This is a genomic window from Streptomyces violaceus (assembly GCF_036014075.1).
GTDB lineage: Bacteria > Actinomycetota > Actinomycetes > Streptomycetales > Streptomycetaceae > Streptomyces > Streptomyces violaceus.
On record NZ_CP107911.1, the window covers coordinates 5,953,235 to 5,968,365 of the forward strand.

Below are 15,131 nucleotides of genomic sequence, written 5' to 3' on the forward strand. Positions count from 1 at the left end.
CCCTGGGGCTCCCCGAATTCCTATGAGGAAGGGCACGGCCGCCGCACGTGAGGGACACACGAGAGAGTCGGCTGCTCCTGGTGCTGCTGATCGCCATCGCGTTCGCTTTGATCACGGTGGACATCCGCGGTGGAGAGGACTCGCCTGTCGACGGGGCCCGGCAGGGCGCGGCGACGGTCTTCGGCCCGATCGAGAGCGGTGTCTCGGCCGCGGTCGACCCGGTCGGCAACGCGGTCTCCGCCATCCGTGAATCCGGCGAACGGCACGACCGGCTCGCCGTGCTGGAAGAGGAGAACGCGGCCCTGAAGGCGAGACTCGGCAGCGACGATCGCAGCCGCAGCCGCCTCAAGCAGCTCGACAAGACGCTGAAGGTCGCAGGCACGGGCCAGTACGGCATCAAGGGCGCCCAGGTCATCGCCATCGGAGCCGCGCAGGGCTTCTCCTGGACCATCACCATCGACGTCGGCGCCAACGACGGCATCAAGCGCGACATGACCGTCCTGAACGGGGACGGGCTCGTCGGCCGGGTCACCACCGTCGGGCCCAACACCGCCACGGTCCTGCTCGCCAGCGACCCCGACTTCACGGTCGGTACGCGGATGGAGGCCGGCGACGAGCTCGGCTTCGCCTCCGGGCAGGGCGACCGCCCGCTGCGCGTGGAACTCCTCAACGGCAAGGCCGAGGTGAAGAAGGGCGACCGCCTGGTCACCTTCGGCTCGCAGGCCGACCGGCCGTTCGTGCCCGGCGTGCCCGTCGGCGTGGTCTCCCGTGTCGACCCCTCCGGCGGCGGCCTGACCCGCACGCTCTATGTCACGCCGTACGCGAGCTTCACCAAGCTCGACATCGTCGGTGTCGTCGTCGAGGTCCCGAAGAAGGACCCGCGCGACACGGTGCTCCCGCCCAAACCCAAGCCCACCCCCAGGCCGACGGTGACGGTGACCGTGACGCCGTCCGCCGAGGCACCCGCAGACGGCCAGAACCAGCAAGAGCAGTAGGAGCTGTCACCTCATGCGCGTCAACCGGATCCTGCTCTCCTCCGCCCTGGTCGTCGTCGCCCTGGTGATCCAGGTGAGCGTCCTCGCCCGCCTGCACCTGCCGGGCGCCGTGCCCGACCTGATGCTCCTCACCGTCCTCGGCCTCGCCCTGGTGTACGGCCATACGGGTGGCGCCCTCGTCGGCTTCGGCGCCGGCCTGCTGGCCGACCTCGCCCCGCCCGCCGACCACGCCGCCGGGCGGTACGCCCTCGTGCTGTGCGTCATCGGCTATCTCGCCGGCCTGGCGAAGCCGGAGTCGGGCCGGCTGAAGTCCGCCACCGGCCCCATGGTCGTGGTGGTCGCCGCCGCCATCGGCTCGACCCTGCTGTACGCCGGGGTCGGCGCCCTCGTCGGTGACACCGCCGCCCGCCATGTGGGCCTGGGCAGCCTGCTGTTCACCGCGGCCCTGTACGACCTGCTGCTCGCCCCGTTCGTCGTGCCGGGGATCATGGCCCTGGCCCGGCGCGCCGAGAACGATCCGCTCGCCGATTCCGGCTCCGGTGCCAAGGCCACCGACATCTCCTCCGGCTGGCTCTCCGGCGGCACGGGCCTGAAGATCGGCAGCCAGCGGAACGGGCTGCGGGTCAAGGCGGCCCGGGCGCGGATGGCGCGGGCCGGGCGCATCAAGGGGGTCAAGCGGCTGTGAACGCAGGGGACTTCATCCCGTCATCACCGACACCGTCATCACGGACGCGTACGCGTACGCGTAGGGAGAGGGGGAGGCAGCACCCGTGACCAACATTCCCGAGACCGGCCGGAACACCCGGGTCCAGATCCGGCTCGTCGTCATCCAGGTTCTCGTCCTCTCCCTCCTGCTCACCCTCGGCGGACGCCTGTGGTACCTCCAGATCCGTGAGGGCGCGGCGTACGCCAAGGAGGCGTCGGGGAACCACGTCCAGCAGGTCGTCCAGCCCGCCGTCCGCGGTTCGATCCTGGACGCGCGCGGTGTGGCCCTCGCCGACAACGAGACCCGGCTGGTCGTCTCCGCCTCCCGTACCGACCTGCTGAAGATGCCGGACGACGGCAAGGACGTCCTCGCCAGGCTCGCGAAAGTCCTGGGCATGACGCCCAAGGAGGTCCAGGCGAAGGTCCGGCTGTGCGACTCCGAGACGCCCCAGCCCTGCTGGAACGGCTCGCCGTACCAGCCCATCCCCATCACCGACGAGGCCACCCCCAAGCAGGCCCTGCAGATCCGCGAGCGCGCCGAGGACTTCCCCGGCATCACCGCCGAGCCGGAGGCCATGCGCCGCTACCCGAGCCCCGGCAAGGCCAACACCGCCCAGGTCCTCGGCTACCTCTCGCCGGTCACCGACGAGGAGATCAAGCAGGCCCAGAACACCAACTCGCCGTACCTGCGCTCCGACCAGGTCGGCCGCTCCGGGCTGGAACGCCAGTACGACAAGCAGCTGCGCGGCAAGGCCGGCGTCACGCGCTACGAGGTCGACAACCTCGGCCGCGTCATCGGCCAGGCCGAGGCCGACCCGGCCCACCCCGGCGACAACCTCGTCACCAGCATCGACTCCCGCGTCCAGCGGATCGCCGAGTACCAGCTGAACGAGGCCATGAAGGAAGCCCGCAAGCAGCACGACCGGAACACCGGCACCAACTACAAGGCCGACTCCGGTGCCGTCGTGGTGATGGAGGCCAAGACCGGCCGGGTCGTCGCCATGGCGTCCAACCCGAACTACGACCCGAACGCCTGGGTCGGCGGCATCTCCGCCAAGGACTACGCGCGGCTCACCGGCAAGAGCTCCAACTACCCGCTCCTCAACCGCGCGATCCAGGGCCAGTCGGCGCCCGGCTCGATCTTCAAGGTCATCCCGACGGCCGCCGCGATCAACGCCGGCTACTCCTTCGACGGCCCCTACCAGTGCTCCAGCTCGTTCAACCTCGGCGGCCAGGTCTTCAAGAACTTCGAGTCCAAGGGATACGGCCCGATCAGCCTCGGCCGCGCCCTTGAGGTCTCCTGCGACACCGTCTTCTACCGGCTCTCCCACGAGGAGTGGAAGCGCGACGGCGGAGCCAAGCCGAAGAAGAAGGCCAACGACTGGTTCTACAAGACCGCCCACCAGTTCGGCCTCGGCAAAGAGACCGGCATCGACCTGCCCAACGAGGTCACCGGCCGCGTCCCCGACCGCCAGTGGAAGCTGGACTACTGGAAGGCCAACAAGGACGCCTGGTGCCGCACCGGCAAGCGCAACGGCAGCTACGCCGAGAAGATCGCCTACGAGAACTGCCTCGAAGGCAACCGCATGCGCGCCGGTGACTCCGTCAACTACTCCATCGGGCAGGGCGACACCCTCGTCACCCCGATCCAGATGGCCACCATCTACGGGGCCATCTCCAACGGCGGCACCCTCTACGACCCCTCCGTCGGCAAGGCCGTCATCAGCGCCGACGGCAAGACCGTCACGCCGATCAAGCCCACGTCGCACGGCAAGCTGCCGATGTCGAAGACGACGCGCGACCGGATAGACGATGCCCTCGCGGGAGTCGCCACCCGCGGTACGGCCGCCTGGAGGTTCGGCGGCTGGCCACAGGACAAGATCCCGATGCACGCCAAGACGGGTACGGCCGAGGTCTACGGCAAGCAGACGACCTCCTGGTTCGCCACCTACACCAAGGACTACACGGTCGTCATGACGATCGCGCAGGGTGGTACGGGCTCCGGCGCCTCGGGCCCCGCCGTCCGCAACATCTACAACGCGCTGTACGGCGTCTCCGAGGACGGCGAGATCAACAAGAAGAAGGCCCTGCTGCCCACCCCGCAGCAGGCCCTGCCGAAGGTCAGGACCGACGGCACCATCTCCTCCCCAAAGGTCTCCAAGGACCCGGCCAAGGACCAGCGGGCGAAGAAGAAGGACCCGAACGCCCCGGCCGACCCGAGCCAGCCGGCGACGGCGGCCCCGCCGACGCCGGAGAACCGTGACACCCGAAGGCGGCGGCGCCGGCGGGGAAGCCGGAGGTGGGCGGCATGACCGGCGGTGTGAACAGCTTCCAGGTCTCCGGCTACGGGCCCGAGCGCTCCGGCTGGACCCGGCTCCTGGCCCGTGACTCGGTGGTGCGGCGGCTCGACTGGCCGATCCTGCTGTCGGCACTGGCCCTGTCGCTGCTCGGCACGCTCCTCGTCTACTCGGCGACCCGCAACCGCACCGAGCTCAACCAGGACGACCCGTACTACTTCCTCGTCCGGCACCTGCTGAACACCGGCATCGGCCTCGCCCTGATGGCCGGCACGATCTGGCTCGGCCACCGCGCCCTGCGCACGGCCGTGCCCGTCCTGTACGGCCTCTCGGTCCTGCTGATCCTGCTGGTGCTCACCCCGCTCGGCTCCACGATCAACGGCGCCCACTCCTGGATCAAGCTCCCCGGCGGCTTCTCGCTCCAGCCCTCGGAGTTCGTGAAGGTCACGATCATCCTGGGCATGGCGATGCTGCTGGCGGCCCGGGTCGACGCGGGCGACAAGCAGTACCCCGATCACCGCACGGTCGTACAGGCCCTGGGCCTGGCCGCCGTGCCCATGGTGATCGTGATGCTCATGCCCGACCTCGGGTCGGTCATGGTCATGGTCATCATCGTGCTCGGCGTGCTGCTCGCCTCCGGGGCGTCCAACCGGTGGGTGTTCGGCCTGCTCGGCGCGGGCACCCTCGGCGCGGTCACCGTCTGGCAGCTCGGGGTGCTCGACGACTACCAGATCGCCCGCTTCGCCGCCTTCGCCAACCCCGAACTCGACCCGGCCGGCGTCGGCTACAACACCAACCAGGCCCGCATCGCCATCGGCTCCGGCGGCCTGACCGGCTCCGGCCTCTTCCACGGCTCGCAGACCACCGGCCAGTTCGTGCCCGAGCAGCAGACCGACTTCGTCTTCACCGTGGCGGGAGAGGAGCTGGGCTTCCTCGGCGGCGGCCTGATCATCCTGCTGCTCGGCATCGTCCTGTGGCGGGCCTGCCGTATCGCCCGGGACACCAGCGACCTGTACGGCACGATCGTGGCCGCGGGCATCGTCGCCTGGTTCGGCTTCCAGACCTTCGAGAACGTCGGCATGACGCTCGGCATCATGCCGGTCACCGGCCTGCCGCTGCCCTTCGTGTCGTACGGCGGTTCGTCGATGTTCGCCGTGTGGATAGCGGTCGGGTTGTTGCAGTCGATCCGGGTCCAGCGGCCGATGTCGGCGTGAACACGGGCGGGGCGGCACCCTGCCGCCCCGCCGCCGGGCCGACTAGATTCAGTTCATGGCGGACAGCAAGCGCGAGATCGAGCGCAAATACGAGTCCGAGGACAGCGGGCTTCCCGACCTGACCGGTGTCGCCGGGGTCGCGGCCGTTGCCGACAAGGGTGTCGCCCACCTCGACGCCACCTACTACGACACCGTGGACGAACGCCTCGCCGAGTCGTCCGTCACCCTGCGCCGCCGCACCGGCGGTTCCGACGCGGGCTGGCACCTGAAGTTCCCGGTGGCCCCGGGCGTCCGCGACGAGCTGCACGCCCCGCTCTCCGACACCCTCCCCGACGACCTCGCCGGGCTCGTCCGCTCCCGCGTCCGAGGCAGTGAGCTGCTGCCCGTGGTCCGGCTGCGCACCGACCGTGACGTACGCCACCTCCTCGACGCCGACGGCGAACTGCTCGCCGAGGTCGCCGTCGACGCCGTACACGCCGAGCGGCTCACCCCCGGCGGCGGCGAGACGCAGTGGACCGAGATCGAGGTGGAACTCGCCGACGGGGGCGATCCGGCCCTGCTCGACAAGGTGGAGAAGCGGCTGCGCAAGGCGGGTGTACGGCCGTCGGCGTCGGCATCGAAGCTGGCCCGTGCCCTCGCGGAGACGGCGCCGGCCAAGAAGCGCCCGTCCGCCTCCGCCGGCAAGCCGGTGACCGCCGGGGACCATGTGCTCGCCTACGTGCGCACCCAGCGCGACGCGATCGTCGAGCTCGACCCGGCCGTCCGCCGGGACGCCGAGGACTCCGTGCACAGCATGCGCGTGGCCACCCGCCGGCTGCGCAGCACCTTCAAGTCGTTCGGCAACGTCCTCGACCGGGCCGTCACCGACAAGATCGGCGACGAGCTGAAGTGGCTGGCCGGTGAGCTGGGCCTGGACCGGGACCGCGAGGTGCTCACCGAACGCCTGACGGCGGCCCTCGACGAGGTGCCCGCCACCCTGGTCCGCGGCCCGGTGTCCGAGCGGCTGCGCTCCTGGTCGAGCGCCGAGCACGGCGGCGCCCGCGGCCGCCTCCTCGGCGTCCTGGACTCCCACCGCTATCTCGCCCTGCTCGACACCCTGGACGCGCTGATCGCCGACCCGCCCCTGCGCAAGGCGGCCGCCAAGAAGCCCCGCAAAGTGATCGCCAAGGCCGTGAAGAAGGACTTCCGCAAGGTCACCGGGCTGGTCCAGCAGGCACGGGAACTGGAGCCCGGCACCGACCGGGACGTCGCGATCCACGAGGCCCGCAAGAAGACCAAGCGCACCCGCTACGCGGCCGAGGCGGGCGGACCGGCCCTCGGCAAGCCGGCCAAGAACCTGGTCAAGTCCATGAAGGCACTGCAGAACCTGCTCGGCGAGCACCAGGACAGCGTGATGACCCGGGGGACCCTCCGCGAACTGTCGGCGGTCGCCCACGCGGCGGGGGAGAGCGCCTTCACCTACGGCCTGCTCCACGAGCGAGAGGAGCAGCGGGCCCTGCGCGTGGAGGCCGAACTGCCCGGGTTCTGGGACGGGATCAAGGACCGGGCGGCGAGCCTCTGAGCCTCGGGCGTACGGAGACGCCCCGCGGTCGCGTTAGTCTGGATGGTCACCCCTGTCAGTACAGTCCAGCTCACGAAGGTGCGCGACATGCCTGCCGAAGTCGCTGCGTCGGTCTTCCCGCAGCTCGAAGCTCTGCTCCCGCACGTGCAGAAGCCGATCCAGTACGTCGGCGGAGAACTCAACTCCACGGTCAAGGACTGGGACTCCTGTGACGTCCGCTGGGCGCTCATGTACCCGGACGCCTACGAGGTCGGTCTGCCCAACCAGGGCGTCATGATCCTCTACGAGGTCCTGAACGAGCAGCAGGGCGTCCTCGCCGAGCGCACCTACAGCGTGTGGCCGGACCTGGAGGAGCTCATGCGGGAGCACGCCGTCCCGCAGTTCACGGTGGACAGCCACCGGCCGGTCAAGGCCTTCGACGTGTTCGGCCTGTCCTTCTCCACGGAGCTCGGCTACACGAACATGCTGGCGGCCCTGGACCTGTCCGGCATCCCGCTGGAGTCCAAGGACCGCGGCCTGGACGACCCGATCGTCATGGCCGGCGGGCACGCCGCGTTCAACCCCGAGCCGATCGCGGACTTCATCGACTGCGCGGTGATCGGCGACGGCGAGCAGGCGGTCCTCGAGGTCACCGCGATCATCCGCGCCTGGAAGGCGGAGGGCCGCCCGGGCGGCCGCGAGGAGCTGCTGTTCCGCCTGGCGCGGACGGGCGGGGTGTACGTCCCCGGCTTCTACGACGTCGAGTACCTGCCGGACGGCCGGATCGCCCGTGTCGTACCGAAGCGCAGCGGTGTCCCGTGGCGGGTCTCCAAGCACACCGTCATGGACCTGGACGAGTGGCCCTACCCCAAGCAGCCCCTCGTCCCGCTCGCCGAGACGGTCCACGAGCGCATGTCGGTGGAGATCTTCCGCGGCTGCACCCGCGGCTGCCGTTTCTGCCAGGCCGGCATGATCACCCGCCCGGTCCGCGAACGCTCCATCACGGGCATCGGCGACATGGTCGACAAGGGCCTGAAGGCGACGGGCTTCGAGGAGGTGGGCCTGCTGTCCCTCTCCTCGGCGGACCACACGGAGATCGCCGACGTCGCCAAGGGCCTGGCGGACCGCTACGAGGAGGACAAGATCGGTCTGTCCCTCCCCTCCACCCGCGTGGACGCCTTCAACATCGACCTGGCCAACGAACTGACCCGCAACGGCCGCCGCTCCGGCCTCACCTTCGCCCCCGAGGGCGGCTCGGAGCGCATCCGCAAGGTCATCAACAAGATGGTCTCCGAGGACGACCTGATCCGCACGGTCTCCACCGCGTACGGCAACGGCTGGCGCCAGGTGAAGCTGTACTTCATGTGCGGCCTGCCCACGGAGACCGACGACGACGTCCTCCAGATCGCCGACATGGCGACCAAGGTCATCGCCAAGGGCCGCGAGGTCTCCCGCTCCAACGACATCCGCTGCACGGTCTCGATCGGCGGCTTCGTCCCCAAGCCCCACACCCCCTTCCAGTGGGCCCCGCAGCTCTCCGCCGAGGAGACGGACGCCCGGCTGCAGAAGCTGCGGGACAAGATCCGCGGCGACAAGAAGTACGGCCGCTCCATCGGTTTCCGCTACCACGACGGCAAGCCGGGCATCGTCGAGGGCCTGCTCTCCCGCGGCGACCGCCGCATCGGCGCGGTCATCCGCGCGGTCTACGACGACGGCGGCCGCTTCGACGGCTGGCGCGAGCACTTCTCGTACGACCGCTGGATGGCGTGCGCCGACAAGGCCCTGGAGCCGTTCGGCGTCGACGTCGACTGGTACACCACCCGCGAGCGCACCTACGAGGAGGTCCTCCCCTGGGACCACCTCGACTCCGGCCTGGACAAGGACTGGCTCTGGGAGGACTGGCAGGACTCCCTCGACGAGACGGAGGTCGAGGACTGCCGGTGGACTCCTTGCTTCGACTGTGGGGTGTGTCCGCAGATGGACACGGAGATCCAGATCGGCCCGACGGGGAAGAAGCTCCTGCCCCTGTCGGTCAAGAACGCCGGCCCGGCGCCTGCTTCGAGTGGGCACGCGCACTGAGTGTGTCCTCGGCGGCTGCCTCCGCCAGCAGGAGGTAGCCGGCGGCGGTCCAGGTGTAGGCGCGGTCGCGTAGGCCCGTGCCGGTCAGGGCGTCGAAGTTCTCGGCGAAGCCGTGGGTCTCGCACAGGGTGCGGAAGCGGGTGCTGATGTCGGCTGCCAGTCGGTGGTGGCCGGCACGGCGCAGGCCGTCTTCGATGAGGACCGTGGCGGGGGCCCAGATCGGGCCGCGCCAGTAGCCGTCGGAGAGGTAGTGCGGTGAGGCCGGCAGCTCCGTGGCCAGGCCGTGGGGGGTCAGGTGGGCCGCGATGCGGTCGGCCAGCTGTGTGCTGATCTCGGGCGGGAGGTGCTCGCCCAGCACGATGGGCATCAGGTCGAGAAGGCTGGAGCCGGCCCAGGTGTTCCCGCTGTGGACGCCTCGGGTCGTGAATCGGTCGCCGGTCCAGAGTTCGTCCAGCAGGGCCGCCTGGGTCGCCTCGGCGGTTCGTGTCCACCGTGCGGCGTCGTCGGGTCTGTCCAAGTGTGCTGCCAGGGCGGCGAGTTCGTGCAGCTGGAGGATGAGGAAGGCGGCCAGGTCCGCGGTGACGACCACGCGTTCGGGGTCGAACGTGGTGGCGTTGTCCCAGCCGCTGTCGTTGCCGTGGTGGTAGTGGGGGAGCGCCGCGCCGGGGGTGCGCCGGGCGGTGAGCCAGAAGGTCGTCCAGCGTTCCAGCCGGTCGTATGTGCTTGCCAGTTCCGTGCGGTCGGGGGGTGTGGGCAGGCGGCGGCGCAGGTGGCCCAGGGTCCAGCCGTGGATGGGCGGTTTGACGAAGTTGTGCAGGACCTCGGAGTGGGTGACCGAGTCGGGCAGGGCCCCGGTCTCGTCCTGGTGGTCGAAGGGCAGCTGGTACTGGTCCCAGGCCAGTCCGGGGCGGCCGGGGGCCAGGGCCAGGGCGTTGAAGCAGTGGTCCCAGCTCCAGACCTTGTCCATCCAGTGCTTGGACATCAGGACGGCGGGCCGGGGGACCAGCCCCGCCGGGCGTACGGTCGCGGACCACACGACGTAGGCGGCGAGTTCGGCGGCCGGGGTGGCCGAGGAGCGCCAGGGGGCCACCGCGTCGACGAAGTCCGCGAAGGCGTTCTGCGCCGCTTCGACGATCATGCCGAAGAGTGACGTCGATACGTAGGGCGGGCGGGCCGTGTCGAGTTCCTCGACCGCGATCTCCCAGGAGTCGTCCGGGTCGGCGGTGACCGTGAGGCCGCGGTCGGCGGTGCCCAGGGTCTGGTCGCCGTGGGTGTGGGTCACCGTGCCGGACAGGACGGTGACGCGGTAGTGGCGGCCGGTCTCGTACGAGGTGAAGACGTAGGCGTCGGTGGCCGCGTCGCGGAAGAAGTACGTGCCGCTGAAGGGGGTCAGGGTGCGGGCCGCCGCACAGACGCGCAGCGGCAGTGCCGTGCCGCGCAGGCGTACGGTGTCCGGCGACTCGTAGGCGAGGTCGACGCGGCCGGGACCGCTGACGCCGATCCAGCTCAGCAGGCCCGGGGTGGCCTCCACCCGGGTCCCGGCACGCTCGCCCGTCGCCCGGTCGAGCGGCGTCAGGCTCAGGACGGCGTGCATGCCGTTCTGGTGCGAGACGAGGTGGAGGTCTTCGGCGTACGTCTTCTCCGCCACCACGGGGGAGATGTCGAACCAGGACCCGTACGTGCTGAACGGGATGTCCTGGACGGAGAAGGCCGGGCCGGAGCGGTCGGCGGTCATGAAGGGGCACTCGTTTCTCGAGCAGGGATCGTGTGGAGGTCGGTCCTTGACCGCACTGGGGCAGTCCTTGGCCACACCGGGTCAGTCCTTGACCGCGCCGGCTGTCACGCCGGCGGCGACATAGCGCTGGGCCAGGACGAGGATGACCGCGGCCGGCAGCGAGGCCACGACGGCGGTCGCCATGATGGCGTTCCACTCCTGGTTGTTGTTGCCGATGTAGTGGTAGATGCCGAGGGTGATCGGCTCCCGCGCGCCGCCGTTGACCAGGGTGCTCGCGAAGACGAAGTCGGACCAGGACCACAGGAACGCGAACAGCGACACGGTGACGACGGCGTTGCGGCTCATCGGCAGGACGATCGACCGGAAGGTGCGCCAGGGTCCCGCACCGTCCGTCCGCGCCGCCTGGAGCAGTTCGTCGGGGATGCCGGACATGAACGCGGTGAAGATGAGTACCGCGAAGGGGACGGCCAGGGTGGAGTCGGCGACGATCAGGCCGGGGACGGACTGGAGCAGGCCGAGCTGGAGGTAGATGGCGTAGAAGCCCATCGCCATGATGATGCCGGGGATCATCTGGGCGGCGAGCAGGACGAAGTTGAGGATGCCGCCGCCGCGTGGGCGCAGCTTGGCCAGCGCGTAGCCGGCGGGGGCGGACAGGGCCACGGTCAGGGCGACGGTGCCCAGGCCGATGACGAGGCTCGTGCCGAGGTAGGGCAACTGCTCGGCGAGGACGGTGCGGTAGCCGGCCAGGGTGCCGTGCACGGGGAACAGGCCCGGCGGACTCTTGCGCAGGTCCTGGGGACGGGTGAGGGACACGTTCAGCATCCAGTAGACCGGGAAGAGCATGATCCCGGTCAGCAGGACGCCGAGGGCCGTCTTTCCCGCTGTGGTCGCCCCCGTGCGCTTGCCGTTCCGGCTCATGAGAGTGCCTGCTTTCTCTGCACCCGGACGTAGACCAGGCCGAACACCAGGGCGGCCACCACCAGCAGGTTGCCGACGGCCGCGCCCGGGCCGAAGGCGGGCAGCAGATTGCCGAAGCCGAGTTGGTAGGACCAGGTGGCGAAGGTCGTGGACGCTCCGGCCGGGCCGCCCTTGGTCATGATCCAGATGATGTCGAAGACCTTGAGCGTGTAGACCAGCCCGAGCAGCAGGGTGATCGCGGACACCGGCCGCAGCAGCGGGAAGGTGATGCTCCAGAACCGTCGCCAGGGGCCCGCCCCGTCGAGGGCGGCGGCCTCGTACAGGCCGGCCGGAATGGACTGCAGGCCGCTGTACAACACGACCAGGTTGAACGGGATGCCGATCCAGATGTTGGCGATGATCACGGAGGTGAGCGACCAGGACGGCGAGGTCAGCCAGTTCACCGGGTCCATGCCGACGGCGTTCAGGAAGGCGTTGACCACCCCGGAGTCGCTGTTGAGCATCCAGGACCAGGTGGAGGCCGATACGATCAGCGGCAGCAGCCAGGGCACCAGGAACAGGGCCCGCAGGGTGGCGGAGAGCCGGAAGTGCTGGTTGAAGAAGACCGCGAGTGCCAGGCCGATGACGTACTGGAAGACCAGGCACACGGCGGTGAACACCACGGTGTGGAGCAGGGCGGGGGTGAAGGCCGGGTCGTCGAAGACGGTCCGGTAGTTGTGCAGGCCGGTGAAGGGCGCGTCACCCTGGACGAAGGAGCGGACGGTGTAGTCGCGCAGGCTCAGGTCGATGTTGCGGTAGAGCGGATAGGCGTAGAAGAGGACGAGGTACAGCGTCACGGGGGTGAGGAAGGCCCAGGCGGCCCACTGTCTCGTGTGGATCGTCACAAGACTCCGGTCCATGGTCACTCGGCCGCGGACTGGGCGGTGGTGAGCGCGTCCTTCGGTGACTTGGAGCCGCTGAGGGCGGACTGCACGGCCTTCCACAACTGCTCGGAGATCTTGGGGTACTTGGTGCCGAGGTCGTCACTGGTGCGGCCCTTGGCCGACTTGACCGCGTCCACCCATGGCTTGAGTTCGGGGTCGGCCGCCACCTGCTTGTCCTGGACCTCGCTGGTGGGCGCGACGTAGGAGAGGGTGGTGTCGGTGTCGTACAGGTTCTTGGTGCTGGTCAGGCAGGTCGCGAGCTTGCGTGTGGTGGTGTAGCGGCCGGTGTCGCCCTGTACCGGGACGGTGACGAACTCGCCGCCCGTCGGGGCCGCGGCGCTGCCTCCCTTGGATGCGGGGACGGGCAGGACACCGAAGTCGAAGCCGGCCTTCTTGGCGGCCGCGAGCTGCCAGGTGCCGTTCTCCGCGAAGGCGTAGTCGCCGGTCGCGAACTCCTGCCAGCTGGTGGTCTGGGTGTTGTTGAGCACCGAGTTGGGGGCGTAGCCCTTGTCCAGCCAGTCCTTCCAGAGGGAGAGCGCGGAGACGGCCGCGGCCGAGTCGACGTCGGTCAGCTCGGCGCCGGAGCCCCAGAACCACGGCAGGAACTGGAAGCTGCCCTCCTCGGTGCCGATCGCGGAGAAGGTGATGCCCTTCTTCCCGGCCCGCTCGACCTTCGCCAGCGCGGCCGTCAGCGACGTCCAGTCCTTGACGGTGGCTATGTCCACCCCGGCTTCCTTCAGGACCTTCTTGTTGTAGTAGAGGGCGAGGGTGTTGGCGCCGATCGGGGTGCCGTAGGTCTTGCCGCCCGACTGGCCGGCCGCGAGCAGGTTGGGGTCGACGCCCGAGGTGTCGAGCTTGCTGTCGTCGGTGGTGGTGAGCACGCCCGCCTCGGCGAGGGTCGACACCACCGGGTTGTCGACGATGAGGACGTCGGGGGAGTTGCCCTGCTGGGCGGCGAGCAGCGTCTTGTTGGCCAGGTCGCTGGTGTCGAAGCCGGTCCGCTTTATCTTCACTCCGGCCTCGCTGCCGCAGGCGTCCAGCAGCTTCACCCAGGCGGAGCCCTTGGCGAACTGCGGGTACGGGTCCCAGATCGTGTACGTGCCGTCGTCCGCCGCCTTCGTCCCGGTGCCCGCCGAGCCGGATCCGCAGGCGGTGGCGCAGGTGGCGACGGCCAGGGCGGTCAGGGCCGCGGCGGTCAGGCGGCGCCGTCTGGAGAAGCTGTTCATCGCGGGGTCCTTCGTGTCGGGCATGCGGGTGCCGGTGTGGCGGGCATGCGGGTGCCGAGGCATGCGGTGCTGAGGCTGTTTCCGGCATGGGGATGCCGAGGCATGTGGTGCCGAGGCGAGGGCGTCGCCGGGGGAGCGGGCACGCCGGACGGCACCGCCGTCAGGGCGTGTGACGGGATGAGGAGAGGTGGGTGTTGATCAGGGCGTGCCCACGGTGGGCGGGACACCCGCGGGCCCGGTACTGGCCCGCAGGGAGATGGGCGGGGTGAGGAGGTGGTGCCGGGGCGGGGCGCCGGGGTGGTCGAGCCGCTCCACCAGCAGGTCGACGGCGAGCCGGCCCAGGTCGGCTGCGGGTACGTCCGCCGCCGTGAGCTGCGGGGTCATCGTCTCCGCCCAGCGGGCGGCCACGACCCCGGTGACGGAGAAGTCGCGCGGCACATGGCGGCCGGCCTGGGCCAGCCCCCGGTACAGGCCGCCCAGCGCGGCCTCGTTCAGCGTGACCAGGCCGGTGGTGGCCGGGTCGTCGTGCAGGATCCGTTCCACACAGGTCTGGCCCGAGGCGGCGTCGTCCCCGCAGCAGTAGGTGCGGACGGTCAGTCCGCGCTCGGCCGCGGCCTTGGTGAATCCGTCGAGGCCGCGGTGAGCGGACTCGTACCCGGCCCGCAGCAGCTGCTCCGGACGGTTGACGAAGGCGATCCGGCGGTGGCCGAGATCCGCCAGGTGATGGACGCACGCCTCCACGAGCGCGACGTGGTCCAGGCCCACCCACCAACTGCCCTCGGGGCGAGCGGTACGGCCGATGGCGACGGACGGGAAGTCCAGGGCGGCCAGATGGTCGGCCCGGTCGTCCTCCAGCCTGATCTCCATCAGGATGGCGCCGTCGACCCGCCGCTCACCCAGCAGCCGCTGGAAGGAACGGTCGCTGTCCACGCCGCTGGGGGACAGCAGCACGTCGTAGTCGTAGACCGCGGCGGCCTCCACCACGCTGCCGATGAAGTCCAGCTGCATCCCCGTGTAGTGGTTTCCGGCCGGCGGGAAGACCAGGCCGAGGGTGCTGGTCCGCCCGTTGGCCAGGGCGCGGGCACTGGCGCTGGGCCGGTACCCGAGTTCGTCGACGACCTGCTGGATCTTCCGGCGGGTGTCGTCCGACACGGGTCGCTTGCCGCTCAGCGCGTAGGACACGGTGCTCCGCGAGACACCGGCCCGGCGGGCGATCTCACCGATGTTCACGGCAACTCCTTGCTCGAACGTGCTCGAACCGGTTCGTCGCTGACCGGTCGTCGTCGAACCGGTTCGCATGGAGGGAACGTAGGAACTGCCCGGACGCCTGTCAACACCCGGACCGAACTTCGCAGGCCGGGCGCGGCAGCCGACAAGATCCCGGTGTCGAAGGGATTGCTGGCCCGAGGTACCGGTGCTAGCTTCCCGAACCGGTTCGACACGGCGATCCCGTTTCCTCAGGCCTGCCCTCCCTCTCCCCGAGCCCACCACCGTCACCC

The 15,131-nt window shown here is 70.1% G+C and carries 11 protein-coding genes; 6 read left to right on the plus strand and 5 right to left on the minus strand.

The window, feature by feature from the left end; genetic code table 11:
* Positions 1-47 precede the first annotated feature (47 nt).
* From mreC to OG542_RS26895, 6 genes are all read left to right on the plus strand, one after another.
* Positions 48-995 carry a rod shape-determining protein MreC gene (gene mreC / locus OG542_RS26870; protein ID WP_261681148.1) on the plus strand — a complete coding sequence of 316 codons (948 nt, stop codon included), beginning with the start codon at positions 48-50 and terminating at the stop codon, positions 993-995.
* A 13-nt stretch (positions 996-1,008) separates the two neighbouring features.
* Entirely contained in the window at positions 1,009-1,680 is a 672-nt protein-coding gene (gene mreD, locus OG542_RS26875) for a rod shape-determining protein MreD (RefSeq protein ID WP_193478052.1), read from the plus strand.
* 85 nt (positions 1,681-1,765) lie between these two features.
* Entirely contained in the window at positions 1,766-4,012 is a 2,247-nt protein-coding gene (mrdA, locus tag OG542_RS26880) for a penicillin-binding protein 2 (protein ID WP_328414013.1), read from the plus strand.
* Positions 4,009-5,211, plus strand: coding sequence for a rod shape-determining protein RodA (rodA, locus tag OG542_RS26885; RefSeq protein WP_311125680.1), 1,203 nt, complete (start codon positions 4,009-4,011; stop codon positions 5,209-5,211). The genes mrdA and rodA overlap by 4 nt, the downstream gene beginning before the upstream one ends.
* A 55-nt stretch (positions 5,212-5,266) precedes the next feature.
* On the plus strand, positions 5,267-6,772 hold the full coding sequence (locus tag OG542_RS26890; protein WP_328414015.1) for a CYTH and CHAD domain-containing protein: 1,506 nt from the start codon (positions 5,267-5,269) through the stop codon (positions 6,770-6,772).
* 87 nt (positions 6,773-6,859) lie between these two features.
* A complete protein-coding gene (locus tag OG542_RS26895; protein WP_311125678.1) occupies positions 6,860-8,830 on the plus strand; it encodes a TIGR03960 family B12-binding radical SAM protein in 1,971 nt (656 codons plus the stop codon).
* On the opposite strand, the gene OG542_RS26900 is transcribed toward OG542_RS26895, so the two are convergent.
* The 5 genes from OG542_RS26900 to OG542_RS26920 form a co-directional block, all read right to left on the minus strand.
* Positions 8,784-10,565 carry an amylo-alpha-1,6-glucosidase gene (locus OG542_RS26900; RefSeq protein ID WP_328414017.1) on the minus strand — a complete coding sequence of 594 codons (1,782 nt, stop codon included), beginning with the start codon at positions 10,563-10,565 and terminating at the stop codon, positions 8,784-8,786. The genes OG542_RS26895 and OG542_RS26900 overlap by 47 nt on opposite strands.
* Before the next feature lie 81 nt (positions 10,566-10,646).
* Positions 10,647-11,483, minus strand: a complete 837-nt coding sequence (locus OG542_RS26905; protein WP_311125676.1) for a carbohydrate ABC transporter permease — start codon at positions 11,481-11,483, stop codon at positions 10,647-10,649.
* The gene (locus OG542_RS26910) at positions 11,480-12,367 is read right to left on the minus strand and encodes a carbohydrate ABC transporter permease (protein ID WP_328414019.1); all 888 of its coding nucleotides are present in this window, start codon (positions 12,365-12,367) and stop codon (positions 11,480-11,482) included. The genes OG542_RS26905 and OG542_RS26910 overlap by 4 nt, the downstream gene beginning before the upstream one ends.
* Positions 12,368-12,384: 17 nt before the next feature.
* The gene (locus OG542_RS26915) at positions 12,385-13,632 is read right to left on the minus strand and encodes a sugar ABC transporter substrate-binding protein (RefSeq protein WP_328418122.1); all 1,248 of its coding nucleotides are present in this window, start codon (positions 13,630-13,632) and stop codon (positions 12,385-12,387) included.
* A gap of 198 nt (positions 13,633-13,830) precedes the next feature.
* Positions 13,831-14,862, minus strand: a complete 1,032-nt coding sequence (locus OG542_RS26920) for a LacI family DNA-binding transcriptional regulator (RefSeq protein WP_328414021.1) — start codon at positions 14,860-14,862, stop codon at positions 13,831-13,833.
* Positions 14,863-15,131: the final 269 nt, after the last annotated feature.